The 25774-nt window shown below is 44.8% G+C and carries 26 protein-coding genes, 1 other RNA gene and 1 pseudogene; 13 read left to right on the forward strand and 15 right to left on the reverse strand.

What is annotated here, in order from left to right:
- Positions 1-4: 4 nt before the first annotated feature.
- Positions 5-640, reverse strand: coding sequence for a rhomboid family intramembrane serine protease (locus tag MHH49_RS30600; protein ID WP_076223329.1), 636 nt, complete (start codon positions 638-640; stop codon positions 5-7).
- A 117-nt stretch (positions 641-757) separates the two neighbouring features.
- Between MHH49_RS30600 and tpx the strand changes: the two genes are divergently transcribed.
- On the forward strand, positions 758-1276 hold the full coding sequence (tpx, locus tag MHH49_RS30605) for a thiol peroxidase (RefSeq protein WP_038569826.1): 519 nt from the start codon (positions 758-760) through the stop codon (positions 1274-1276).
- Between the two features lie 189 nt (positions 1277-1465).
- Here tpx and MHH49_RS30610 read toward each other — a convergent pair whose 3' ends face one another.
- From MHH49_RS30610 to MHH49_RS30620, 3 genes are all read right to left on the reverse strand, one after another.
- Positions 1466-1855 carry a DUF1499 domain-containing protein gene (locus MHH49_RS30610; protein WP_036689295.1) on the reverse strand — a complete coding sequence of 130 codons (390 nt, stop codon included), beginning with the start codon at positions 1853-1855 and terminating at the stop codon, positions 1466-1468.
- A gap of 159 nt (positions 1856-2014) precedes the next feature.
- Positions 2015-2206: non-coding RNA, 6S RNA (gene ssrS / locus MHH49_RS30615), on the reverse strand.
- A 103-nt stretch (positions 2207-2309) separates the two neighbouring features.
- Positions 2310-3146: a YesL family protein gene (locus tag MHH49_RS30620; protein WP_036689293.1), complete on the reverse strand. Its 837-nt coding sequence runs from the start codon at positions 3144-3146 to the stop codon at positions 2310-2312.
- A gap of 186 nt (positions 3147-3332) precedes the next feature.
- Between MHH49_RS30620 and MHH49_RS30625 the strand changes: the two genes are divergently transcribed.
- On the forward strand, positions 3333-3431 hold the full coding sequence (locus MHH49_RS30625) for a hypothetical protein (protein WP_036689290.1): 99 nt from the start codon (positions 3333-3335) through the stop codon (positions 3429-3431).
- 127 nt (positions 3432-3558) lie between these two features.
- On the opposite strand, the gene MHH49_RS30630 is transcribed toward MHH49_RS30625, so the two are convergent.
- Positions 3559-5211 carry a DEAD/DEAH box helicase gene (locus tag MHH49_RS30630; protein ID WP_036689288.1) on the reverse strand — a complete coding sequence of 551 codons (1653 nt, stop codon included), beginning with the start codon at positions 5209-5211 and terminating at the stop codon, positions 3559-3561.
- Between the two features lie 335 nt (positions 5212-5546).
- Between MHH49_RS30630 and MHH49_RS30635 the strand changes: the two genes are divergently transcribed.
- The 4 genes and pseudogenes from MHH49_RS30635 to MHH49_RS30650 all read left to right on the forward strand — a co-directional run bounded on the left by MHH49_RS30635 (position 5547) and on the right by MHH49_RS30650 (position 9701).
- A complete protein-coding gene (locus MHH49_RS30635) occupies positions 5547-6380 on the forward strand; it encodes a YitT family protein (RefSeq protein ID WP_036689285.1) in 834 nt (277 codons plus the stop codon).
- A 180-nt stretch (positions 6381-6560) separates the two neighbouring features.
- Positions 6561-6749: a hypothetical protein gene (locus MHH49_RS30640; RefSeq protein ID WP_036689649.1), complete on the forward strand. Its 189-nt coding sequence runs from the start codon at positions 6561-6563 to the stop codon at positions 6747-6749.
- Positions 6750-6980: 231 nt separating this feature from the next.
- A complete protein-coding gene (locus MHH49_RS30645) occupies positions 6981-8192 on the forward strand; it encodes a putative glycoside hydrolase (protein ID WP_076223253.1) in 1212 nt (403 codons plus the stop codon).
- Positions 8193-8327: 135 nt separating this feature from the next.
- Positions 8328-9701 (forward strand): annotated as a pseudogene (locus MHH49_RS30650) (MATE family efflux transporter).
- Positions 9702-9772: 71 nt separating this feature from the next.
- Here MHH49_RS30650 and pfkA read toward each other — a convergent pair.
- Positions 9773-10744, reverse strand: a complete 972-nt coding sequence (gene pfkA / locus MHH49_RS30655; protein ID WP_036689277.1) for a 6-phosphofructokinase — start codon at positions 10742-10744, stop codon at positions 9773-9775.
- A gap of 66 nt (positions 10745-10810) precedes the next feature.
- A complete protein-coding gene (locus MHH49_RS30660; protein WP_036689648.1) occupies positions 10811-11893 on the reverse strand; it encodes a tetraprenyl-beta-curcumene synthase family protein in 1083 nt (360 codons plus the stop codon).
- 193 nt (positions 11894-12086) lie between these two features.
- Here MHH49_RS30660 and MHH49_RS30665 point away from each other — a divergent pair, with 193 nt between their 5' ends.
- Positions 12087-13337: an MFS transporter gene (locus MHH49_RS30665; RefSeq protein ID WP_076223255.1), complete on the forward strand. Its 1251-nt coding sequence runs from the start codon at positions 12087-12089 to the stop codon at positions 13335-13337.
- Between the two features lie 214 nt (positions 13338-13551).
- Here MHH49_RS30665 and MHH49_RS30670 read toward each other — a convergent pair whose 3' ends face one another.
- Positions 13552-13749, reverse strand: a complete 198-nt coding sequence (locus MHH49_RS30670; RefSeq protein ID WP_036689272.1) for a cold shock domain-containing protein — start codon at positions 13747-13749, stop codon at positions 13552-13554.
- Positions 13750-13922: 173 nt separating this feature from the next.
- On the opposite strand from MHH49_RS30670, the gene MHH49_RS30675 reads away from it, so the two are divergent.
- From MHH49_RS30675 to MHH49_RS30700, 6 genes are all read left to right on the forward strand, one after another.
- Positions 13923-14156 carry a hypothetical protein gene (locus MHH49_RS30675; RefSeq protein WP_036689271.1) on the forward strand — a complete coding sequence of 78 codons (234 nt, stop codon included), beginning with the start codon at positions 13923-13925 and terminating at the stop codon, positions 14154-14156.
- Between the two features lie 6 nt (positions 14157-14162).
- Positions 14163-14333, forward strand: coding sequence for a hypothetical protein (locus MHH49_RS30680; RefSeq protein ID WP_036689267.1), 171 nt, complete (start codon positions 14163-14165; stop codon positions 14331-14333).
- Positions 14334-14545: 212 nt separating this feature from the next.
- Positions 14546-16336, forward strand: a complete 1791-nt coding sequence (gene pepF, locus MHH49_RS30685) for an oligoendopeptidase F (protein ID WP_036689265.1) — start codon at positions 14546-14548, stop codon at positions 16334-16336.
- Between the two features lie 88 nt (positions 16337-16424).
- The gene (locus MHH49_RS30690; RefSeq protein WP_042126298.1) at positions 16425-16736 is read left to right on the forward strand and encodes a LapA family protein; all 312 of its coding nucleotides are present in this window, start codon (positions 16425-16427) and stop codon (positions 16734-16736) included.
- Between the two features lie 2 nt (positions 16737-16738).
- Positions 16739-17779, forward strand: a complete 1041-nt coding sequence (locus MHH49_RS30695) for a M42 family metallopeptidase (RefSeq protein WP_036689645.1) — start codon at positions 16739-16741, stop codon at positions 17777-17779.
- Positions 17780-17873: 94 nt separating this feature from the next.
- On the forward strand, positions 17874-18593 hold the full coding sequence (locus tag MHH49_RS30700; RefSeq protein ID WP_256717038.1) for a hypothetical protein: 720 nt from the start codon (positions 17874-17876) through the stop codon (positions 18591-18593).
- 334 nt (positions 18594-18927) lie between these two features.
- On the opposite strand, the gene MHH49_RS30705 is transcribed toward MHH49_RS30700, so the two are convergent.
- The 7 genes from MHH49_RS30705 to MHH49_RS30735 all read right to left on the reverse strand — a co-directional run bounded on the left by MHH49_RS30705 (position 18928) and on the right by MHH49_RS30735 (position 25730).
- Complete coding sequence (locus MHH49_RS30705; protein ID WP_249267663.1) at positions 18928-19413, reverse strand: tetratricopeptide repeat protein; 486 nt, start codon at positions 19411-19413, stop codon at positions 18928-18930.
- Positions 19414-19455: 42 nt separating this feature from the next.
- On the reverse strand, positions 19456-21393 hold the full coding sequence (locus MHH49_RS30710; protein WP_038569816.1) for an ABC-F family ATP-binding cassette domain-containing protein: 1938 nt from the start codon (positions 21391-21393) through the stop codon (positions 19456-19458).
- A gap of 86 nt (positions 21394-21479) precedes the next feature.
- Positions 21480-22049: a TetR/AcrR family transcriptional regulator gene (locus MHH49_RS30715; RefSeq protein WP_076098408.1), complete on the reverse strand. Its 570-nt coding sequence runs from the start codon at positions 22047-22049 to the stop codon at positions 21480-21482.
- A 44-nt stretch (positions 22050-22093) separates the two neighbouring features.
- Positions 22094-22897 (reverse strand): DUF92 domain-containing protein, encoded by an 804-nt coding sequence (locus MHH49_RS30720; protein ID WP_076140916.1) that lies wholly within the window; start codon positions 22895-22897, stop codon positions 22094-22096.
- 22 nt (positions 22898-22919) lie between these two features.
- Entirely contained in the window at positions 22920-23543 is a 624-nt protein-coding gene (locus tag MHH49_RS30725; RefSeq protein WP_036689251.1) for a fumarylacetoacetate hydrolase family protein, read from the reverse strand.
- Between the two features lie 36 nt (positions 23544-23579).
- On the reverse strand, positions 23580-24311 hold the full coding sequence (locus MHH49_RS30730; protein WP_038569810.1) for a glycerophosphodiester phosphodiesterase: 732 nt from the start codon (positions 24309-24311) through the stop codon (positions 23580-23582).
- A 21-nt stretch (positions 24312-24332) separates the two neighbouring features.
- A complete protein-coding gene (locus MHH49_RS30735; RefSeq protein ID WP_076098409.1) occupies positions 24333-25730 on the reverse strand; it encodes a CapA family protein in 1398 nt (465 codons plus the stop codon).
- Positions 25731-25774 lie beyond the last annotated feature (44 nt).

A 25774-nucleotide genomic window follows, 5' to 3' on the forward strand; every position in this document is an offset into this window, starting at 1 on the left:
TCCATCATCGCCCCTGTCTTAGGCTTTTTTTGAATATACGAATAATTAGCCCATATACGAAAAAGCCAGAAACCAAACCTCCGAGATGCGCAACCCAATTCACATTCGGTGTAGCAAACGACATAATGATCCCGATTATTAACAATCCATATAAAGTTTTACGCGAGCCCTCATCCATCATGGCCCGTTGAATAACTGCAATGTATAAAAATGCACCATAAATGGCGTAGATTGCTCCAGAAGCACCAACCGAGACCGTACCAAACTCTACTACTGAGCGAGCACTAATCGCAATTGTAAGCACATTTGCCAGAAATCCGCCCACCAGATAGAGCAGCGCATAACGCCACCAGCCCAGCAATCGCTCCAGAGGCGGTGCAAACACCAGGAGAGCGAAGCAATTAAAGAACAGATGGGAAAACCCATTATGTAAAAAAATAGCGGCCAGATAGCGCCACAGTTCCTCTTTGTACGGACTCACATCAACTATAGCACCAAAATCAACAAGCGTTTGAATATTTGTTGATCCTCCGTTAACTGCCATCAGGATAAACATGATCACATTGGCCAATATGAGCAGACAGGTTACCGGATAATACCGGACATAACTTTTCCAATTTTCGTACCGAATAAATATCATAACACCCATCCCTTTACATATATATCTTGTCCGGTTGGACATCTTCCTGCTATTAAGATTATAATTTATTGTGGCAGTAAGAATCCAATATTATAATTCGAGGAGGAAAACAAGGATATGACGCAAGAAAAAACAGGCGTAGCTACTTTTAAAGGCAACCCCATCACTCTCGTAGGACCTAAGCTAACAACTGGTGATCCTGCACCCGATTTTGTTCTGAGCAAAAATCTCCTGGAAGACGTGTCTCTAAGTGATTATGCCGGTAAAATCAAGCTGATCAGTGTTGTCCCTTCTCTTGATACCGGGGTATGTGACGCACAGACCCGCCGGTTCAACAGTGAAGCCGCAGAGCTTGGTGACGATGTGGTAATTCTCACTGTAAGCACGGACCTGCCGTTTGCCCAAGCTCGCTGGTGCGGTGCTGCCGGCATCGATCGAGTTATTACTCTATCCGATCACAAAGCAACCTCATTCGGACAAGCCTATGGTGTGCTGATTAAAGAATTCCGCTTAGATATGCGCTCCATTTTTGTTCTGGATAAGAACGACAAGATCGTATATGTTGAATATTTGAGTGAAATGACCGAGCACCCTAACTATGAAGATGCTATTGCTGCTGTGAAGAAGCTGCTCTAATTCTCCAATCAGTAGCGGTTATTACAACAATACTTAATAATCTCTGTTAAAAAAGCGGCAGAAGGTCCATCCTTCTCCCGCTTTTTTTGTAATAGAAAGATTTATCGATAACACACTGAGCAGCTCACCGTTTACGTAAACGCATTCATACTATCCCTAAGCAAGAAGGGTTTGACGGGCCTCTAAAAATCAGTCTGCTTTGTATTTTCCTAATTTTTTGTCCAAAGATGCATACAAGCGTTGAATCACACGGTAATTCGCCCCGAGATCACCAAGTGAACCTCTAGATGCAGAATACATATCTACACCACAACGAACAGGCGTCGTATTAAGCACCGATACCGTAATGTCCAGCGTACGGCCAAATGCCGTTCTCTTCTCAAGAGTAATCTCACCTACAGACTCCACTTCGTGAAGCACCTTAAATCCAGGAACTTTCTTTAAAGTCGATGAAACTTCTTCCCATGCTTTGTCTTTAGTTAGATTGTAATAACGCGTTTTTAATGTCGGATCTTTGGCGCGGTCGCTTGTTCCATCATGACTGCGGAATAAGCCAACCAAGGTTCTTTTTAACGACAAAATTCTTCCCCCTCTACAAATCCCAAGTTCATTATTCTAAGTGTAACACTCTTGTCTCAGGAACAAAAGGGTATAACTCACTTTCCCTTTATTCCAGACATACAAAAAAGCGCCCGCTCCCATTATTCACGGGAAACAGGGCGCCTTGGCTTAAACAAGAGAAAACCCGCTTATGCCGTCCGGCTACAGTGTCTTCTGAACCTGCTAGAGCAGGTGGGTGATCGCAGAAAACGTTTTTGAATTCCCCAAGTCATATAGACAGGGCGGTTCAGCTGCGCTTCGTGTAGATCTCCCAAGACATTATCATTGGTTCAAAACAACGAGTAACCGTAACGTACATCGCAGGATTTGTTATTATTATATTGCGTTTTAACGAAAAAGTAAACCTGTATGCGCTTTATTTTTACACAGGAATTAATTACCTGGAAATATCCAACGCTAATCCAGTTTTTTGTTAAATGCGTTTGGTGTCCTTTTCATCAATTTCATCCTCGTAGTCATCATCATCGTCGTCATCGTCGTCATATTCATTCCGATTGTTCAATGCTGCTGCTTCTGCTTCTTCCTGCTCTTTCAGCTTCTTCTTTTCTACTTGCAGCTGTAGCTTATTATAAGTAGCGTAGAAGTTAAAGAAGGCCGCCATTGCAATCAACGTTGGAATACAAATGAAATAAAGAGCCGGATATCTAAGACCGATATAAACAAGAACTGCGGCTGCAATCAATGTAGAGAACACACGAATTGGGCGTGCTATAGTCAGCAATATAGAATTGGTCATCACTTGCTTGAAGCCCATTTGGTAATGAACCACAATGGAAAAGAAGTTAAACATGGATACCGACAAAAGTATCATCAGCACCAACATCAAAATACCAACAATTCTGAAGTTAGGCATTTGTGTCATGTAAACTGTTACATCAACGTACATAACAACGAACATCAATGTATAGATAACTCCTCCGAGCATACTTTTTACATAGTTCTCTTTATACCCCTGAAAAAATGTACGAAAAGTTCCTACATCCGTATTCCCCATTACCCATTTACGCACTACGGTAAATAAAGCGGCTGAAGCTGGAAACACCGTAAAGGGCGCTAAAATCCCCATTGCCCAGTTCAATGTAATTTGCTCGTTCGCTCCACCTGCGCCTGTCCCTAACATAATCATCTTTAAAACACCAAAAAACAAAAACGGGGCGGAACATAGTGCCCATAAGATATTACTGCCTGCGATACGTGAAATCCATTCTGTCACGCGGTATAAGCCGCCCATTGCTCCTTTAAACTCCAATTCCCTTCCTCCTCTGTCTCTTACATACTACATATCTTAACTATACCTCATTTGACCTCCTCATTTCCATAGCCCAACTTTCTGAATTATAGACTATCGTCTATACGTAAAGCCTTTATAGTCCATATATTAGGATTGTAACCATAAGAAATACCAAAATCCCCACATTCTAAAGGAGGTTATCTCATGTCTACACCTGTTGGCTTCGGCGGTTGGACTTCTACAGGCACGATCCTCGTATTGTTTATCTTGCTCGTTATCATCACTCGTACATTCGGATACTAATATCACACAAAACAAATTCGCGCCCTACTAAGGACATAACAATTCACCAAACATCCTTATATTTCAGCAAAAAGAAGACGAGAACCGCAATGCGGCATCTCGTCTTCTTTGGTATCTTGACGAAGTATTAATTATCGAAATCTTCACGTTTTGCAGGACGAGTGCTCGTGCTGCTTGGACGAGTGTATGGTTTACGCTCTGCGCTGCGGTTTGCACCACCGTCACGAGCTGGTGCGCCATCACGGTTGCCTTTATAGCCACCGCCATAGCCGCCACTGCCGCTACCGTAGTTGCTGCCACCGCTGCTATAGCCACCACGACTACCGCCACCGTTATTATCACGGTTACCACGGTATCCGCCACCGCTACCGCTGCCACCGGAAGTACCACGGTTTCCGCCATAACCACCATTAGGTTTACGGCCACTGCGGATATCGTTTTTGCCACCACGACGTTTAGCACGAATTGGATCTTCAGGAGTCAATTCAATTGCGGAATCCTTCTTGTCGCCAGTGAGAAGCTTCATAGCTGCGGACAACAATTGTACGGAATCATATTGCTCAAGCAATTGAATAGAAATTCCTTTGTACTCGTTCAACTCTCCACTTTCTACCACTTCAAGCAAACGCTCAGCAGTAACGCGTTGTTTACCTTCAATAGCTTCAGCCATTGTTGGCAAAGGTTTACGAGTAATCCGGTGACGAGTAACACGTTCGATCAAATGCAGGTGATCAATTTCGCGTGGAGTAACGAATGACCAAGCCGTACCTTCTTTACCTGCGCGTCCTGTACGACCAATACGGTGTACATAGCTTTCAGGATCTTGTGGCAAGTCAAAGTTAATTACGTGAGTTACGCCGGATACGTCCAGACCACGTGCCGCTACGTCAGTAGCTACCAGCACGTCAATGCTGCCATCACGGAATTTACGCATTACAGCATCACGTTGGTTCTGTGACAAGTCACCATGCAATCCATCAGCAGAATATCCGCGTTTTTGCAAAGCTTCAGCAAGCTCATCAACCCGGCGCTTAGTACGTCCGAATACGATAGCTAATTCAGGTGATTCCATATCAATCAAACGACTAAGAGCTTCAAACTTTTGACGCTCAGGCACTTCCACATAAGCTTGATCAATCAGTGGGGCACTGATTTGTTTCGGAATAACGGAGACATGTTGCGGGTTGTTAAGAAATTGTTGAGCTAGGCGTTGAATGTTTGGTGGCATTGTAGCAGAGAACAACATGGTTTGACGTTCTACAGGAACGAGCTTCAGGATAGTCTGAATATCTTCCATAAAGCCCATATCCAGCATTTCATCTGCTTCATCCAATACAACGGTTTGAACATCATCCAAACGGATCGTTTTACGGTTGATGTGATCGAGCAAACGACCAGGTGTACCAATAATGATTTGTGGTTTCTTTTTCAATCCACGGATTTGACGTCCAATATCCTGTCCGCCATAAATCGCCAACGAGCGAAGACCTTTGAAACGGCTTAGTTTGCCAATTTCTTCTGACACTTGGATGGCCAACTCACGTGTTGGTGCCATAATAAGGGCCAAGATTTTTTCGTCTTCACGGTTAATCTTCGAAATGAGGGGGATACCAAAAGCAGCAGTCTTACCTGTACCAGTCTGAGCTTGACCGATCAGATCCGACCCAGTCAATGCTAATGGGATCGACTGTTCCTGTATCGGTGTTGCCTCCTCAAATCCTAACTCTGTGATTGCTTGTAGCACTTTTGGCTCCAAGCCAAATTCTGCGAATGTTTTCAAATTATTCATGCTCCTTCTATACAGTGGACATTCCACATGCTTGTCTGTATTCTTAAGTAGCGGTAAACACATTTATAGGCTGTCCAATCATGCTCTATTTTCTGCATGATATAGCGCTTTTGGGACGAAAAGCCTCCCTAATCATCAGGTACCTTGTTGTACCTGAGCAACTGTAGCTTTACATCCGATGCAATGCAAAAATACCATTGTAACGTTCTACTCAAGAATATCCTATACATTATATCACAAACACATGTGAGAATACCAGTGGGTTCCTTTCTTTTCATTGCTTTCATGTTTTATTTTTTTAAATATATATATAAGGGTGGATTTACTTGTTAAGACAGATTTTGAATTGTTTGGTTGTTTTTTTAGGGGCAGCACTGATCGCCAGTGGATTTAATCTATTTTTAATTCCACACCGTTTACTAAGTGGTGGTGTATCTGGGCTTTCCATGTTAGTGGGTTATTTCACTCCATTAAACATAAGCCTCCTATACTTGCTCTTTAATATTCCTCTGCTGGCTGCAGGCTGGTTCCAGTTAGGCCGGAGATTTATTATTATGAGCATGTTGTCCGTTGTGTTTACAACCTGGTTCTTAACAGTGATTCCCGAGCATCTGGTGGCTACAGATATGCTGCTGTCCTCTGTGTTTGGCGGAGTTCTCGTTGGGATTGGCTGTGGTATCTCCTTCCGTGCAGGAGGTTCTTCCGGAGGTTTTGACATCTTGGGTTCAATTATCACTAAATACCGAGATTTCCCGGTCGGCAATGTAGTAGTAAGTTTAAATGGACTTGTTATCCTGGCGGCCGCTTATCTTGACCAGAACTGGAATTTAGCACTTTCATCAATGGTATCTATATATGTAACAGGTAAAGTGTTGGATATGATTCATATCAGCCACTTAAAGGTAACCGTATATATTGTAACAAACCGTACAGATGAATTACTGCAACATCTAATAGGCCTTCAACGAGGTGTCACAAAGATTAAAACAGAAGGTGCTTATTCTCACGTTGAAAAGGACATGCTAATGACGGTAACAACCCGCTACGAACTTGCAGAGCTGCAACGTATCATCCGCACGACAGATCCTCAAGCTTTTGTAAATATTGTTGAAACAGTTGGTGTTATGGGTTCCTTCCGGAAAGACAAAATGAGGAAATAAAAATTCCTAGTATTGGAAAATGCACCAACCTCAGAATTATGATATATTATACACACGCAGAACCCTAACAATTTCATAAAGATTGAGATTTACCCCTCTTTTTTCCAAAGCACTTCGTTTTCCGATGAACACTGAATCTATTCAGAACTATCGAAAAAGGAAAGGGTGATTTTTGTGGAAATGGAAACGGTAAAACTGTCAGCAATCGTCATGAGGTGGTATCCTGATATGATGCCGTTTCTCAAACAGGACGAATTAAATTCAGTAATCGTTCTGCGAGACGGGCTAAGTATTCTGGAACCTGCAGATGCCATGGATATTATCCATTACAGCATCTGTGAACATCAGAATTCTGCGTATCTTCAATGAGCAAGCCGCAAGAGAAGTCTTGATAGTTGCCGCCTTGGGTTCGGCCCTGTTGCCGATTTAAGGCGGCATTTACTTTTTTCATACCGTTTCGAATCCATACATCTCGTTTATAAACAACAAAGGCGGTTTTTTATTCCCAATCTGAGCTAATATTGTTACAACACTGTTCTTTTTGGGAGCAACCGTTCCTATATAATTTAGGGGAAAGTACATAAAGGGAGAGAAAAACAAATGAACATCACCTGGGCTCTACTGATGATGGCCTTGGGAAGCGTAGGCGTACAACAGAATCAACATGACGCTGAAGTGGCGATCGCCTTGAAGTCCGCCATGAATCCCCCCATCATTGCACAACAAAACAACAATTCGAATGTAGCAACTCCAGCTCCAAGCGCTTCACCTGAAGCAACAAACTCAGAAAGTATGTTACACACCGATCCACAACCAGACGCACCCAAAGTAAAAGGCATTTATGTTACCGCCTACAGTGCTGGTGGGGAACGAATGGAAAAGCTGCTTACATTGCTTGACCAAACCGAACTTAACTCAATGGTTATAGACATTAAGGACGATGCGGGTTATATCACGTATAAGACCGATAATGCCGACCTCCAGAAGCTCGGTAACCCTCAGCCTTTTATTGGAGATATCAATAAGTTAATGGAACGTTTGAAGAAACATGATGTTTATCCTATCGCCCGGATTGTTGTTTTTAAAGATTCTATTCTTGCCAAGAAGAACCCGCAGATGTCTTTTGTTAATACTGACGGCACTGTATGGAAGAATAAGGGCGGCGACAGCTTTGTTAATCCTTATAATGAAGATGTGTGGAAATACAATGTGGATATCGCCAAGGAAGCTGTTAAGCTCGGCTTCAAAGAAATTCAGTTCGACTATGTTCGTTTTCCGGAAGGATTCGAAAAACGCGCTGAAACCCTTAAATACACTAAAACCAGTGATTCACGCGTAGAAATCGTATCTAATTTTGTTAAATATGCCAAAGCAGAGCTAGCTCCACTTGGTGTCCGTGTGTCCGTAGATATTTTTGGATATGCCGCATCTGCCCCTGCTGAGGGTATTGGCCAAGACTTTGTTAAAATATCCAAGAATGTGGATGTTATCAGTCCAATGGTTTATCCAAGTCACTATTCAACCGGCTGGTTTGGCGTGAAAGAGCCCGACTTAGATCCTTACGCTACAATTAAAGGTTCCATGGTTGACACACATAAGAAGCTTGATCCACTGGGCAGCTATAAACCCGTTATTCGGCCTTGGATTCAAGACTTTACAGCAAGCTGGCTCGGAAGTGGTCATTATGTGAAATATGGTAAAAAACAGGTGGAAGATCAAATCCGCGCTTTAAAAGATGAGAACGTGGATGAGTTCCTTCTCTGGAACGCCAACAATCGCTATACTGCCGATGTTGATTACGAAAAACAATGAATACAGCCCTTATTATTTATAGCTGATCTGATATATGTATGCTAAAGACCCGGCGTCTGCCGGGTCTTTTAACGGAAACTTATTGAACTATTTAACCTATTCCTTGAAAAATCATAAAGAATGAGGCACAGAATTATGATACAGACCACCTCTTTAAAACAAAAGGCAGGACAATTTTTTCATATTTTATTCCCAATCCTTGTTACACAAATTGCTTTATCCGCGATCACCTTCTTTGATACTAATATGTCCGGTAAATTCGGAACCGTCGATCTGGCAGGAGTTGCGATAGGAACTAGTCTTTGGATTCCAATCCAAACCGGTCTCAGCGGTATTCTTATGGGGATCACACCTATTGTTTCACAGCTCATCGGGAGCAAAAAGGATAAGGATGTTGCCTTTCAAGTCACACAAGGTATTTGGCTGTCACTGATTGTTTCGATCATCGTCTTGCTAATTGGCAGCTTTGCCTTGTCACCTATTCTTAATTTTATGAACTTGGAGTCTGGTGTAAGAGATGTTGCTTTCCGCTTTCTCAGTGCTATTTCGTTCGGAATTATCCCCCTGTTTGGATATACGGTACTTCGTAGCTGTATAGACGCTTTAGGGCAAACACGCGTATCCATGTGTATTACACTAATAGCTTTGCCTGTAAATGTAGGTTTGAACTATTTGCTCATCTTCGGGAACTTCGGATTCCCTCGTCTCGGGGGCGTTGGTGCTGGGGTCGCTTCAGCTATTACCTATTGGGTTATATTTGCCGTTGCTCTACTGTTCATATATCGTTCTCAGGCCTTTGTAAATCTCAGATTATTCCGTAAGTTCTATTTTATATCGTTAAACAGCATTAAAGATTTGCTCAAAATCGGAGTACCCATCGGTTTCTCGATTTTTTTCGAAACAGCTGTCTTTTCCGCTGTAACCTTGTTAATGAGCCGATTTGATACCGTAACAATTGCCGCGCATCAGGCAGCAATCAATTTTGCAACAACACTTTATATGATTCCGCTCAGTATTTGCATCAGCCTTACCATCCTCGTCGGCTTCGAGACGGGGTCTGGCAGACAAAAGGATGCACGCCAATATGCCATAATGGGTATCGGACTGGCGGCAATCCTTTCGCTGGCCACAGCTTTATTACTCTTGTTTGCCGGAAATCATGTAGCTGGTCTATATTCAGATGAACCCGATGTCATCTCGTTAATTCAGCATTTCCTGATCTATGCAATCTTTTTTCAAATCTCAGATGCGATTGCTACACCTACTCAAGGTGCGCTTCGCGGATATAAGGATGTTAACCCAGCCTTTATCATTTGTTTTATTGCCTATTGGGTAATTGGCTTACCTACAGGTTATGTACTTGCAACTTACACAGATCTAGGAGCATTCGGCTACTGAATTGGTCTTATTACCGGTCTTGCCATCGGTGCGACCCTGCTATTGTCTCGGCTTATCAAAGTTCAACGGCGTTATGCCGCACAATACACACAGGAACAACCACAGAGTTAACGATCCATATTACACAAAAAAGGAACAGTGCGAATCTCGCAGCTGTTCCTTTTTATATATAGGGTCGCTAATTATTGGGAAAGACGGGAAGCCAGCTCGTACAGCTCCAGGTCAAAGCCCTTTTTCGTATTTACAACGAGATCAATATCCGTAAGGGTTAATTCACCTTTGATGATACCACAAGCCTTGTCGGATTCACCTTCGATTAGCTTACGTACGGCAAAATCGCCAAGACGGCTAGCCAAATTCCGGTCTCCAGGAGTTGGTGTTCCACCACGTTGGATATGTCCGAGTACAGTAACACGTGCATCCAGAGAAGCATGACGGTCTTTCAGAGCTTGAGCCACATCTTCACCTTTGCCAACGCCTTCGGCAACAATTACGATACTGTGACGTTTACCTCTGATAAAATTATCGCGCATCCGGTCAGCAACTTCATTCAAATCATACGGCATTTCCGGCACAAGAATTGTTTCTGCTCCGGAAGCCAGTCCAGCATGCAGCGCGATATCGCCACAGTGGCGTCCCATAACCTCTACAATCGAAGAACGTTCATGGGAGGACATAGTGTCACGCAACTTGTTAATAGCGTCTACAACAACGCCAACCGCTGTATCAAACCCGATAGTGTAGTCTGTGAAGGAGATATCGTTATCAATCGTACCTGGCAAAGCCATAGTCTTGATACCGAGTTTACTTAATTTGTTAGCTCCTTTATAGGAACCATCTCCACCGATAACTACTAGACCATCGATACCCAGTTCATTAAGGATATCCGCGCCTTTTTGCTGTCCTTCCGGTTTCGTGAACTCCAGACATCTTGCAGACTGCAGAACAGTACCGCCACGTTGAATAATATCTCCTACACTGCGAAGATCCATTGGGAAGATATCGCGATTCAGCAGACCTTGATAACCACGTTGCACCCCAAATACCTCAATACCGAAATAAAGTGCGCTTCTTACAACCGCACGAACAGCGGCGTTCATTCCCTGTGAATCTCCACCACTAGTCAATACTGCGATTTTTTGAATTTTAGACATTCTGTTGTTCCTCCTTAAAATTGTGCGAAGCCTGATACTTCTTATAAAAATAACTTCGCGACATGGTTACAAAAAGCGTTTGCGTATCCAACGGCTGTTAGCGAAGAAGAACAGTCTTGTAAGCGGACTGCCTTTCATCAGGCTTTTAGATACAGAGCGAACTTCCCGCTGTTCGCTAACTTTCGGATCAGATAAATAAAGTGCCAGCAATCCCTCAATCACCATACGATGCATCGAAGACTCTGGAAGATTACGAACATCCTTACGGGCCCACTCAACCATTGCAGCGATCCGACTCAGCATGGTATCCGTGTCATCATAATAATTGCAGAAATTAAGATCACCGCCTGCTCGGTCCTCTTCCTGATCAATCAGATAATCCAGCATAATGTGCAGACCACATACATGCGGAAAATACGCGGCTCGAATCGAAGCCGCAGAAGCTTGGTTCAGCTTCGGATCACATGCGGATAGAAATAACATAAATACACCTAGCGTTGATCCCGTTGCAGCCGAAAATTCATTCCATTGCAGATGTGGTGCTCGACTGCCCTGTTCCTCCCACCACTCCTTCAGGGCTGTTTCCCTGAGTTCCGGGCGGATGTGCTTATACACTTGTAAATCTGTATAGAGCACAGCCAGTTCTCGAATCTCCGCTGCAGCAGCGGAATAACCTGGCAACAAAGAAATCATCTCTTGGCATTTGCGAACCAGCCTGTACAAATATCCGCCGTCATTCTGTTCACTTCGAAGCGCATAATAATTACCTGGCTCAGCATTTGGATCAATAGCATCCAGCATAGATTGATGCAGCAGCCTGAAATCTGCAGGATCAAGCGAAGTACTGCGATCACATAAGTTGTCCAGATAATCACTGATAGTTTGATAAGCAACAATTAGCGGAATCAGTATATGTTTCATCGATAAATTGCCGGCGGCATAAATACCACCGCCTATGCAATGAAACTCTTTAGTTTCAATGCTGGCAAGTGCTTGCTTCCGGAGCTCGGGATCGGGAATCCCGTTCGCATCTTGGCGCCAGAAATGGAGACATTCTCTCACTTCCGGCAGCACGTACTTATAGACCCTGTTCATAAGTCCCAGTGGACCACGCGGGCTAAGGTAACGGCCTTGCTCTAATTCACTCAATGACAGTGCCTCCACATTGTTGTCTCCTTATCCAAATCACCACTTATTATAATATGATCAGGCGTATTTGTACAAACAACAAAATCACTTTCGTAAAATCATGAAAGATTCAGAAATACAGCAGTTTTTAAAAACATCTCCTCATTGCTTTATGCTATACTAGGCATATTTCAATTTCGGAGGAGTGCAATCCATGTTTTCAAAACGGACCGGCAGCCTTTACAGCGATCAAAACTGGCTGCGTTCCTTTCTCTTTACCATATATGGTACCAGCGTCCTTGTAGTATCATACTTTCCTTTATTCTACACACATTTAGGGTTTAGCAGTTCTCAGATAGGCTACTTGTATTCCCTCGGCCCCCTTATCTCCATCCTATCCAATCTATTCTGGAGTATGATAAGCGATAAGTTAGGCACCATTCGAAAGATCATGTTCATATTACTTGCGGGTCAATTAGTAACTGGTCTTCTATTAGCCAGAGCGACGGAATTTTCATCTGTCATGCTTATTTTGTCCTTCTTCTACTTCTTCTATTACCCAGTTTTTCCGCTTGCCGATACAATGGCTATCAAAGTTGCCGAAAGACACGGACGGAACTTCATTACCATTCGCGTTTTTGGCTCCTTAGGCTATTCTTTCTTTGCTCTAACCGTTGGCTATGCATTAAGAGCATTGGGCTCTACTTGGAGCTTGACCCTATGTATCATCATCATTATTGCTGCACTTTTAATTACCCTAGGACTTAAGGATGTTAAAAAACCTGCTGTTATAGAAACAACGAATCAAGATAAGGACACAGCTGAAGCTGATAATAGCAAAAATGGACTTAAAGATATATTGTTGCAAAAAGAGGTGCTGTGGTTCTTCGGCTGTGTGTTTGTACTCGCGTTAGGCCATAGAATGAACGAAGCCTTTCTGACGATCAGTCTAAAACAACTAGGCGCTGGTGAGGAAATCATTGGCTGGGCACTGCTCGCGTCAGCTCTTAGTGAGATCCCTGTATTATTTATCCTCAGCAGATACGGCGACAAATTCAAAGAATTGCCCTTGCTGGCCTTGGGGAGTCTGATGTATGCTCTGCGTTTTCTTTTGATGTCCCTAGCGGATCATCCGGGCTCAATGATTGCCATTCAAGCCATGCACAGTATATCATTTGGTGTTTTTTATGTAACATCTGTCCGTTATATCACCCGGATTATTCCGGATCGCCTTCGGGCAACAGGTCTTGCCATTTTCACCGTCGTTTGGTCAAGTGCGTCTGGGCTGCTTAGCGGTACCTTTGGCGGCATTATTTATCAAGAGGCGGGGCGTTATATTTTTTATATAGTGGCTACGGGTTTCAGCTTACTCGCTTTTGCAGGGTTTCTGGGACAGCATTTATTGAAATCCAACCTGGATCCGATCAATAATTTCAGAAAAAAGAACAAAAAAGCCTCCCTATAATTAGGGTTGGTATTATTTCATAATACAAAAAGGTCGTTGCACTCCCCTTCACTGGAGTGTAACGACCTTTTTCATTTTGGATAACTTCTATAGTGGGCGTAAAAAAACACAGTTCCCGAAAGAACTGTGTTCTGTAAGTTGGTAACCACTCTTGCAAGGGCTTGCCAAGTAAATTATATATTTGTAGCAGACAGCTTAACTGTCCTGCTGTTTCTTATAATTTTACTACGTTTTCAGCTTGCGGTCCACGACTACCATCAGTGATGTCGAATTCTACTTCTTGACCTTCGTCCAAAGTCTTGAATCCTTCACCTTGAATTGCTGAGAAGTGTACGAATACATCTTCGCCGCCTTCTACTTGAAGAAAACCATAACCTTTTTCTGCGTTAAACCATTTTACTGTACCTTTCAATTGAACAACCTCCTAAAAATAACCGCCATATATGGCGTATAACTATAGTATACTGCAATCTTCTGTTCAAATCAATCAAACCCAACCCTTAATATATGATTTAATTTGCTTTTCCCTTCTCCAGTGCGTTATCATTGAGCCAAAAGCCAAAAATCGCCAGGGTGGTAATGATAATGATCAAAAAACATGAAATATACAAAACAGACAAATGGAATATGATGACGGTAGAAGTTCAAGGCCGCTACATTGTACTCCGCGAAATTTCCGATCAATGGGGAGAAGAAACACATACCTTCCTGAGTCGTCCAGCGATGATGCAATGGGTGAATAACCGCTTCAACAAGGAATCTTATAAAGACAATGAAGAAGAGTACAAAAACATCATTGCAGCTTTCAAACAGGTATAACAGGAAATGAATAACGAAAATCTCACGATTTATGTTGTCCTAGTCCTCTGTCTAGGCGCAGTATTAATTATGACCAAGGATCGTGTCCCGCCGAAACTAAAGCGGGGCATGGCCATGGCTGCAGTCGTAATGATTCTGTTTGCTTTCATCTTTGTTATTTATAGCTTGTTGGCATAACTACCATATAAAGAAGACTAAATATTAATAATCAGGACTTAGCAGGACATAATAAGCTGACTCTACTTTTCAAAGAGGAGGACGTCATGCCTATTACACTCAAGTCCATCCCTCTTCTACTTGTGCTCAGCTTGCTACCGGGTGAAATATCATCCACAGTATTGCCGAGGGAGATTATGCCTACTACATCTCATCATTCTAGGAGGGTTTCTATGGAACAATTATTGAAGAGAAGTGAAGTACCTGCTGAGAATCGTTGGAAGCTTGAAGATATATTTGCCTCTCAGAAGGATTGGGATGCAGAATATGCTGAAGCTAAATCACTGATCAAAAAAGCTGCTGATTTCCAAGGTAAACTTGATTCCGCAGAAGCTGTGAAACAATGTTTTGAGCTGGATGACAAGCTGTCAGTCTCCACTGAGCGACTTTTTGTCTATGCTCATATGCGTCAGGATGAAGACACTGCTAATCCTGAATATCAAGCTTTGTCCTCCAAAGCGAAGAAGCTTGGGATCGAAGCAGGCGAAGCCTTTTCTTTTGTAACCCCAGAAATCTTGGCACTGCCTATTGAGAAGCTGGATCAATTTATTGCTGATCCTGAACTGTCCGCTTACACCTTCACTTTAAAAGAGATGAAACGTGAGAAAGCGCATGTATTGTCCAAGGCTGAGGAAGCTCTGCTTGCCCAAGTTGGAAACCTAGCACAAGCGCCTCAGAACATTTTTAGTATGCTGAACAACGCAGATCTGAAATTCCCTAAGATTAAAGATGAAGATGGCAAAGAGGTCGAGCTGACTCACGGCAACTATATCAAGTTCTTGGAAAGCTCCGATCGCGAGGTTCGCCGAAATGCTTTTAAAGCAGTCTATGACACCTATCGTAAGCAAAAAAACACCATCGCAGCAACGCTTAGCGCCAATGTGAACAAAAACGTCTTTTTCTCACACGTCCGCAAGTATCCATCTGTAATGGAAATGTCTCTTTACGGTGATAACATTCCAAAAGAGGTATATACCAACCTGATCGATACGATTCATGAGAGTCTTCCTTTAATGCACCGTTACATGAAGTTGCGTCAAAAGCTGCTTGGTGTGGATGAGTTACATATGTATGACCTATTTGCACCACTAGTAGATGAATATAAGCTAGATATCACGTACGAAGAAGCGAAGAAAATTACCAAAGAAGGCCTCAAACCGCTGGGTGAAGATTATCTGAATGTGCTGCAAAAAGGCTACGACAATGGCTGGATTGATGTCTATGAGAACGAGAATAAACGCTCTGGAGCTTACAGCTGGGGCCCTTATGGCACACACCCATACGTCCTGCTGAACCATAACGATAATCTGAACAGTATGTTTACTCTGGCACATGAGATGGGTCATGCTCTACACTCTTATTTTTCAGACAACGCTCTGAACTATCGGGATGCACAGTATACCATTTTCCTTGCAGAGGTTGCCTCGACTACCAATGAAGCTTTGCTTATGGATTATCTACTCAAAAAGTCTACAGATCCTAAGGAAAAAATGTATCTGCTCACCTACTATGCCGATCAGTTCCGGACAACGATTTTCCGGCAAACGATGTTCGCAGAATTCGAAAAGATCATTCATCAGCGTGTTGAAGAGGGCGATTCGCTTACCCCACAAGATCTTTCGAGTATCTACTACGACCTGAATGTCAAATACTACGGCAAAGAAATGGTTGTAGATCAGGATATCGAGATGGAATGGGCACGAATTCCGCATTTCTATAACAGCTTCTATGTTTACAAATATGCAACAGGCTTCTCGGCAGCGACTAGCTTTGCCAAACAAATCCTTGAAGAAGGCAAACCGGCGGTAGATCGTTACCTCGGCTTCCTGAAGAGCGGTGGCAGTGATTACTCCATCAATATTTTGTCAAAAGCAGGCGTTGACATGTCGTCTCCTGAGCCGATTCGCGAAGCGATGAGTGTGTTCGAAAGTGTTATCGCGCAAATGGAACAGTTGACCAAATAAGGCAGAGAGCTTAGTATTACATTAATCCCTTGCCCTATCTGGGCAGGGGATTTTATATTGTTATATCCCCCTGAGGAGGAAGAATTCAATGAGAATTCAATGGTCACTAATTGCGGGTCTAATCTTCGCGCTGCTAACCGCCATATTCGCAGTCATCAACGTTGATCCCGTTCAAGTCAATTTCGGTTTTGATGTGGTTAATATACCACTTATACTCGTTATTCTTGGCTGCGCGTTAATTGGCGGAATCATCGTGGGCTCTTATGGCATTTTTCGTCAATACAAACTACAAAAGCAAATTAAAAGCTTAACTGCTGAGCTTACCAAGCTTCGTGATGCCGACACTTCACTGGATTCTTTTAACACAGACAATGATGGCTTAACAGGAGGGCTTAACTAATGATTACCATTCAACCTAATGAAGACTACATACTTTCCATCCTAAAAAAATTACTCGATACCCCCAGCCCAAGCGGTTTCACTGCACAGGTAATGACACTAGTTGCTGAAGAAGCAGCTGCGCTGAACATACCTTTAAGCTGGAATGAAAAAGGCGGCGTAATTCTTAACGTCCCGGGCCTAGATCCCTCTCGTACTATTGGCATCAGCGCTCACGTGGATACACTTGGTGCCATGGTACGCTCGATTAAAGCTAACGGTACACTGCGACTGACCTCAGTAGGCGGCTTCGCCATGCACAGCATTGAGAATGAATATTGCACGATCCATACCCGCAGCGGCAAAACTTATACAGGAACCATCTTAACCAGCCATCCATCTGTTCACGTATATCCAGACGCTCGTGACTTCAAACGATCAGAGGAGAACATGGAAGTACGTATTGATGAGCTGGTATCTTCTAAAGAAGACGTACTCAAGCTTGGCATTTCCGTCGGAGATTTCATTTCTTTCGATGCACGTGCAGTGATTACGCCTAGCGGCTACATTAAATCCCGTCATTTAGACGACAAGGCAAGCGTGGCTGCCCTTCTTGGATTACTGGAAAGTATTAAACGTGAAGGCTGGAAACCTCTCCACAACCTTTCTTTCCTCATCTCTAACTACGAGGAAGTGGGACATGGTACAGCTTGGATTCCTGGTGAAATCAATGAAATGATTGCCGTCGATATGGGCGCCATGGGTGATGATCTCAGCTGTAAAGAAACCGATGTATCCATCTGTGCAAAAGACTCTTCCGGCCCTTACGATTATGTTATGACAGGCCGTTTGATTGAACTGGCAGAGGCACTCGCAATTCCTTATGCCGTTGATATTTATCCTATGTACGGCTCCGATGCTTCCGCAGCGCTCAGAGGCGGAAACAATATCCGTGCAGCATTGATTGGCCCAGGTGTACATGCCTCCCACTCCATGGAACGTACGCATAAGCAAGCTGTAGTGAACACTGCTAAGCTTCTCGCTGCTTATGTGGGTACAAACTGAGGCTAGCTCTGGCAAGCTAAAACAGCTCTGGAGGCGCAGACAGAGACTTATCGTCTCACTCCTGGTGTTATTGATAGCGGGGTTAGCGCTATCGTTGTTTCTGGTATTTAGAAATCACAAGGAAGATCCCTTTAAAGGTCTTCCTCACGCCTATAGCTTTTTGGAAACAGTGAGTGCAGATAATGTGCAGCTCTATATGATGTCACTTTCACCTGAAGATATTAAGCTCAGGGCCGCGGGTGTCCCTTTACGGCAAGTTAATGCATATGGGATTAACGGTGGTTTTTTCTATCAAGATGCGCTTTTATCCATGGCTATCATGAATGATACTCCAGTCAACGGGGCCCAGAAGGGTTATGGGTCTGGCTGGTTCAATGCTAAATACGCACGTGGAACTCTTGTCTGGGATGGTGCCAGCCGTAGCTTCTCCGTACAGGTTGTCTCTTCTGGAGAAGAATTGAAGATTACTGATCGCCAGCATTATTTTGCGCAAGGTGGCATTAGTATGAATCTGGGACACGAAGACTTATGGGAAGCGGCAGTAGCTGAAGAGCATCTTCCTTACGCTGATGAGAAACGCCTGCGCTCAGGCATGGTGTATGACAACACAGGAAAGCTCTGGCTGATTGTTACCCCAACGCTCTCAACAGCGGCAGATTTCCGCTCAGCGATCCTCCAGACAGTTCCTGCCAAGGGTCTGGAGGGTATCTTCTTGGACGGAGATGGCTCTTCCCAGATGAATGCGAAGGAAATCATTGTACCCGGCGATTCTCGGTCTGTAGTGCAAATGATTGCTGTGGACGGAACGAAATAAAAGAGTAGAATTCTCCAATTACTGGAGGACCCTACTCTTTTTTTATTGGTGGTTCGCTTGTTCTTCAACAGACATTGCCGGAATTTCCGGTGGTCATCACTTTCGCCTGGTGCTTACGGACCCAGATGATGTTATTCGCCAATTTTCAGCCTATGGGGCACTGTTTCGGACCCAAGCGACGTTATTCACGCTAAAAAGGAACGTATTGGGCGCTTTTAGTGTCAATAGCGACTGTGGTGTCCGTTAACATTCCAAATGTGCAATAATGCTGCGTTTAAGGTCAGTGGTGTCCGGATAGTACTTCGTAAGTATTAATGTGATCTAAAAGCTAGCATCAATCCCAGACTTGCTCCAGCTTATCTGAATAATAAGAAATGGCCTTACTGTAACTTCTTATCCCTTCATCCGCAGAGGTTTCTGCCAACAGCTTAAGCAGCAGCTCCATCGCTTGACTATGCTCTCCAAGATTGTGCAAGGTCATGGCTAGGAACGCCGGAAATTCCTTATTCTCTGGGTACTCCTGAACAGCCTGCATCAGAAGACCTTTTGACTTCTCGTATTCTCCGAGTGTCCGGTAGGTGCTGCCCAGTCCCAATAGAGCGCCAACTCTCTGCTCAGAGGGTAATCCTAACGCCAAGCTTTTCTCATAAAAGGGTACTGCCGCCCGCTCCAAACCCAGCACATCATGCGTCCAGGCCAATTGATATAGAAGTTCAGCGTCCCCAGCATTCTGCTCATATAGCTCAAACAGCATCATTTTGGCTTCTTCCGCTTTACCAGCGTTGCGTAGGGCTACGGCAGCTTTAAGTTTATCTTCCACACAGAGCCCTCCCCTATTTTCATTAAAAGCCATCCAACTGGTTTAAGCCTTACCAGCGATTTTCTCCGCAAGCTCGTTCAGATAGGTCCAGCGTTCCATAAGACGCTCCAGCTCTGCTTCGGCTAGGCGTTGCTCCTCTACTAGCTCCTGCAGCCTTCCAGAGTCAGCAAAAGCCGCCTCCATCTGTACACTAATATCCGTCAAACGTTGCTCTGCAAGCTCAATTTGCTCATCAATGCCCTCATATTCACGCTGTTCCTTGAAGCTGAATTTGAGTTTTGTTTTGGGAGCCGTTGAAGATGCAGGGTTGCTGCCAGTGTCCGCGGCCTCTTTTCGCTTTGAGCTTCCATCTTCTTTGTTCGATTCTCCAATGCGTGACGGTACATTTTTGGCCAGCCATTCTTCATATTCCGTATAATCGCCAACGTGAATCCGGATATCGCCATTTTCAAAAGCAATCAGCTTATCTATCGTACGGTCCAAGAAATAACGGTCATGGGATACGGTAAAGACGACACCCGGAAATTCATCCAGATAATCTTCCAATACAGCCAATGTGCCGATATCCAAATCGTTCGTAGGTTCATCCAAAAGCAATACGTTAGGTGCTCCCATCAATACACGAAGCAGATACAAGCGTCTTTTTTCGCCCCCGGACAGCTTCGAGATCGGTGTCCATTGCATCGCAGGAGGGAACAAGAAGCGTTCCAGCATTTGACCCGCCGTAATCACACTGCCGTCTGCTGTCCGTATCACTTCTGCTTCTTCCTTCACGTATTCAATGGCACGCATACTGTCATCCATATCCTGATGCTCTTGTGTAAAGTAACCAAGCTTAACCGTAGCGCCAAGCTGAACTTCACCTTTATCGGGTTGCAGCTGACCTGCAATCATATTTAAGAGTGTTGATTTGCCGCTGCCGTTCGGGCCGACGATGCCCACTCTATCCTGGGGTACAGCGATATAGCTGAGATCTTTGATTAGCTGACGACCATCCAACGCTTTCGACAGGTCATTAATTTCAATGATCTTGCGACCTAAACGTGTAGAAGCCACAGAAATATCCAATGAACCGTTCGAGCTGCTTCCTGTACTCTCTTTCAGCTTTTCGAAGCGGTCGATTCTTGCCTTCTGTTTTGTTGAACGGGCTTTGGCACCGCGACGAATCCAAGCCAGCTCTGTACGCAGCAGGTTCTTACGCTTCTGTTCGGCAGAGGCTTCTCGTTCTTCGCGATCGGCTTTAAGCTCTAGAAACCGTGAATAGTTAGCTTCATAACGATAAAGCTGGCCACCATCTAGCTCTAGCATGACACTAGCCACACGCTCCAGGAAGTAACGATCATGCGTCACCATCAAAAGAGCGCCGCGCCGTTTCTGCAAATATTGCTCTAGCCAAGCCACGGAATCCGTATCAATATGGTTGGTAGGCTCATCAAGAATCAGCAGTTCAGAGGGGGTAATCAGTGCAGCTGCCAGAGCTACACGTTTACGTTGTCCACCAGAAAGTGTGTCCATTAGCGCATCAAACTTTAAGATGCCTAGCTTGGTAAGCACACTTTTGGCTTCACTCTCCAAATGCCATGTTCCCGCAGCGTCGATCGCCTGCCCAATCTTTACTAGTTTTCCTTCCAGTTCAGCATTACCAGGCTGCTGTTCAAGTAGAGACATAGTCTCCATATACTCACGCATGGTAGCAAGGTCTGGATCATCCCCGGCGAACACTTGCTGCAAAACTGTATTCATAGGATCATAAGGAGGATTCTGCGCCAAATATTGTACTCTTACATTATTCCCGATGGCAATTTGCCCACCATCCGGAGTATCCAGACCGGCAATAATCCGTAAAAAGGTTGATTTACCCGTTCCATTCACACCGATCAAGCCAATTTTATCCCGATCGTCCATACCAAATGAAGCGTCGCTAAAGAGTACTTTCTCGCCATAACTCTTGGAAAGATGTTCCACGGTCATAATATTCATGCCATTTCCTCGCTTGCCTTATATTTTCATAAAACCGGCCGCATCTAACCAATGCTATTTATCCGGTCTATCATCCTATCCAAAATTCAGGTGATCATGGCCCCTCTAATAAAAAGACCAGCAGCGAAATCAGCGCGTTTATACGCGTCCTCCTCCGTAAAAGACGGATCAAATAAGATATCCATCTTCAAACGATCCAACATCCCTATGTAGGACTGTGCCATAAGCTCAGGCTCGGATGCTCCACCTTCTAATAATACCTTGACCACATCTTGCATGTATTGCTCCATAAATTGTGTCATATACGCCACTAATTCAGGATTATTGTTAGGGGCACGGAAAAAGAGCTTCGTATGCCGCTTGCGTTCATAATAATAATTCAGGTGATGTTTAGCAATGATCGACAGTTTACCGGCCAAAGTATCACTAGCCTTCAGCCTTTCCTGTAATTGCAGGAGAAATCCCTCACAATCGCGGCGCGTCACTGCCATGAATAATTCTTCCTTGCTCTTGAAGTATAAATAAACGGTGCCCTTTGCTATCCCGGCTTGCTCCGCCACTTCCGACATCTTCGTTTCGTAAAATCCACCTGAACCGAAGAGCTCGTATGCGGCATCCAGAATAGCAGTATGTTTTTGATTGGATGCGCTACTCATCGGTCCCTCCCTAAACTGTGCCGTTCAAAGCTTAAATTCAAATGCTAAATGATCATGCTCAGCAGTAAGGCAGCTGCACCGCCGAGGATAGAGCTGATGGCATTGACTGCATCATTGCTCATCCACTTCCAGCCTCTTGCGTGTACAGCTGGAGCCCCACAATGCTGTGAGCCTTCCACTTCGCGGCCGCATACGGTACAGCGGTTCATCTGCTGCACGGTTGCACCAAGGATAGAGTCGGCAAAGGCGCCGACTAGTCCTCCGGCAAGTCCTGCTAGGGTAAGCAGCACGAAAGAGTGATCCGGCATGCCGGATATCATTCGCAGCAGCCAAGCTGACGCACCGATGAGTGCGCCTCCTGCTGCTGCCGCCAGCGTACCCAAGCTGGATACACCTCCCGAAGCTCCGGCAGCAAGAACTTTACCCGTAAGGACAGAACGAGGCGGTTTCTTGCTCAGTGTTCCGATCTCCGTAGCCCATGTATCCGAGGTTACTGTAGCCATTACACCAATAAATAGGAACCCCCACAGCTCATGCGGGAAGATCGCATTCAGGAGAACCAGAACCATGCCAAGTCCACCGTTAGCAAAGACCTGCCCGGCATCGCGGCGGCCCGTCTTAGCATACGTCAGCTCTAATTCTGCTTTATTATCATGATGAAGTTTGGACAGCAGGCTTGAAGTGATGAAGAAGATCAGCAATATCCCAAACCAAAAAGCATTTCCGGCACCAAAATAAATAGTGCCCATCACTACCGCGGCAATCATGCCAGAGAGACTTAAAGACTGCTTCCAATATGCCGCTCCCGCAACAATCAAAGCGCCTAAAGCGCCAATAACCCACTGCATAGATTCATCTCCAACAGATCTATTAACCGATCAGGCAAGTCCCCATCAGCTTGTCGCCCCAGTACAGCTCGAAAGCGTCTCCAGCTACAGTAGGACCCACGCCTGCCGGAGTACCTGTAAATATCACATCGTCTTTCCCTAACCCGTAGCGCTCGGCGATAAAATCAACAATTTTTTGAAGTGAAAAAATCATGTTTTTAACATTGCCGCGTTGTACTTCCACCCCATTTTTCACCACTGTAAAATCAGTTCCCTCCAGCTCTTCCTTATCTGGAAACGCTATGTAAGGGGTGAGTGGTGCGGCATTTTTAAAGCCTTTAGCTGGCGTCCATGGCAAACCTTTCTTCTGCAGATCATTATGCACATCACGCAGCGTGAAATCCAGTCCCAGTGCCATTACATCTACCAGATCCTCCACGCTCATGCCTGGTGTATAATCACGTGCAATACGCAGTACAAGTTCCCCTTCATAATGAATCTGACCCGCATCCTTTGGCAGCTTAATTACTGCTTTATCGAGGGAAACAGCCGCATGTGAGGGCTTCATGAAAATGAGCGGCTCCACTGGCACATTGTTACCCAATTCCTCCGCGTGTAGCTTGTAGTTGCGTCCAACACAATAAAGATTATTAACAGCAGCGCACATAAACAGTCAGCTCTCTTTCCCATCGATTTGGATTATTTATACCTTCAGAAAGGTGTCGCCCCATATATCCGGGCGGTTTGTACAGATCATTATATCAGAATGCATGTCGGCTAAGCGACGCATCTCTTTCGCTTTGTTCACAGTCCAAGCCATAATTTCCACCCCTCGCTCGGACAAAAGCTTGGCCAGTCTAGGATTCAGACGCGAGAAGCTAATCGAAAGTAAAGAGCAATCCAGTTCATGCAGCCTGCGTGCAGGATTGCCAAATCTGGAATCAAAGATCAATCCGGTGCGAAAACGGGAATCAATTTCCTTGACTTTTTTTAATGCTCCAGTATCAAAAGAGGTCAAGATCACGTCGTCCCGCATACCTTTTGCAGAAATAAGATCCGTCACCGTCTTCTCAATGCCAGGATACATATCTCCCACTGTTTTCAGTTCAATATTCAGACGCAATCTTCCGGAGGCTAGTGACAGCACCTCTTCCAAAGAAGGCACCCGCTCGCCCTGAAAAGAACGCCCTTTCCAGCTCCCCGCATCCAGACGCCGGATATATTCCCAGTCCATGTTCTTCACCTTGCCATGACCATTGGTCGTCCGGTCCAACGTATAATCATGAATGACAACAGGAACGCCGTCTTTGGAGAGCTGGACATCAATTTCCATCCAGTGCACATAGGGCATGGCAATCGCCATCCGAATGGCTGCCAATGTATTCTCTGGAGCTTTACCGGAAAACCCTCGATGGGCTACACACAAATTGTTCATCATAAGGACCTCCCAGGAACCCTATTTGGTAACTTGAGTGACTTTACCGTCGCTACCGATCTTTACCCGTCCTGCGGATAGAGCTTCTACTCTTTTTAACAAAAGTTGTCCATCCACTGCGTTCATCGGCACAGGCTGTGCTAGCTCGGCTTTCATAGGCTTCAGCTTTAAGGAGCATTGACCTTTTACACTACATTCCGCCTGAAAAACCGCAGTTTCCCAAGTGGCAGGCACTGTAGATCTCGTAAAAATAAAATTCCCGGTGCTGTAGGCAATCCATTTGCCCTTATATGGCTCCACGCCTTGTAGCACGTGTGGATGGCCGCCAATGACAAGATCGGCTCCTGCATCGATAAAGCTATGGCCCAGCGACTGTTGCGTTTTATCATATTGTTCTACCCGTTCTTTACCCCAATGGACAACTACGACCACCAAATCGGCTTTCTTTTTGGCTGCAGCAATAGCCTTCAGTCCTTCTGCACTATCGTATACGGAGGCAAGTCCCGGCTTATTTTTTCCTGCCATCCAATCCGACGCAGGAATCACCCGGGTGAATCCCAGCAAAGCGATCTTAATGCCCTTACGTTCAAAATATTGCGCCGAATATGCTTCTTTACTGTTAAGCCCCGCACCCACATAAGGAATTCCTCTTTCAGCAAGGTGGTTAAGGGTATCCCGCAAGCCTTGCTCTCCTTGATCAAGCGTGTGATTATTCGCCATATTTACTGCGTCCACACCAGCTGACTTAAGCGCATCCAGAGCGAGTGGTGATCCTTTGAATACAAATTGCTTATTAGTGGCACTTACGCCACCTGTGGTCACTGGAGTTTCCAGATTCAAGATCGTAAGATCATCTTTCTTGAACAGACCCTCCAATGCGGCATACGAATAATCATAACCTTTCTTCTCCAGCAGTTCTCCAGCTTTCCCGGAAAATATAACATCTCCACCAAAATTCAAAGTCACCGTCTTACCAGACGCGTCATCATCTGACGGCAGACCAGACACTGGATCATTATTTGCTGCTTCCGAGCTGTCCTCATCCTTCGCAGGGGTCGCTGTCGCTTCAGGAGCTTGTGTTTCAATGATCTCTTCGGGCTCCTCCTGCGGTGTAGGCGTTGGCTCTGGAGTTGCCGTAGGAGAAGGGCTTGGCGTCTCCGTAGCTTCAGGCGTTGCAACTGCAACCACCGGAGATGCTGTCTGAGGCTGATCACTACTCTCCGGTATAGGCGTAGCTGTCGCTTCTGCTACCGGAGGCGGTGAGGCGCTTTTCTTGTCAGGGTCATTCGTAAAGCTATAAGTCAATAACACGGTAATCATCAGAAGAAGACCTGCATTGATCCAAGCCCAGGCCGTTCTGCGCTTGCGTTTGCTCTTATGTTTGTTCTTTTGTCTAGAACGCGATCGCGGCGGATACATGGTTTCTGTGATCTCCTCTACTCTCAAATTGTTTTTATTATAGC

Origin of the sequence: Paenibacillus sp. FSL F4-0122 (assembly GCF_038002845.1) — a bacterium.
Lineage (GTDB): Bacteria > Bacillota > Bacilli > Paenibacillales > Paenibacillaceae > Paenibacillus_AQ > Paenibacillus_AQ odorifer.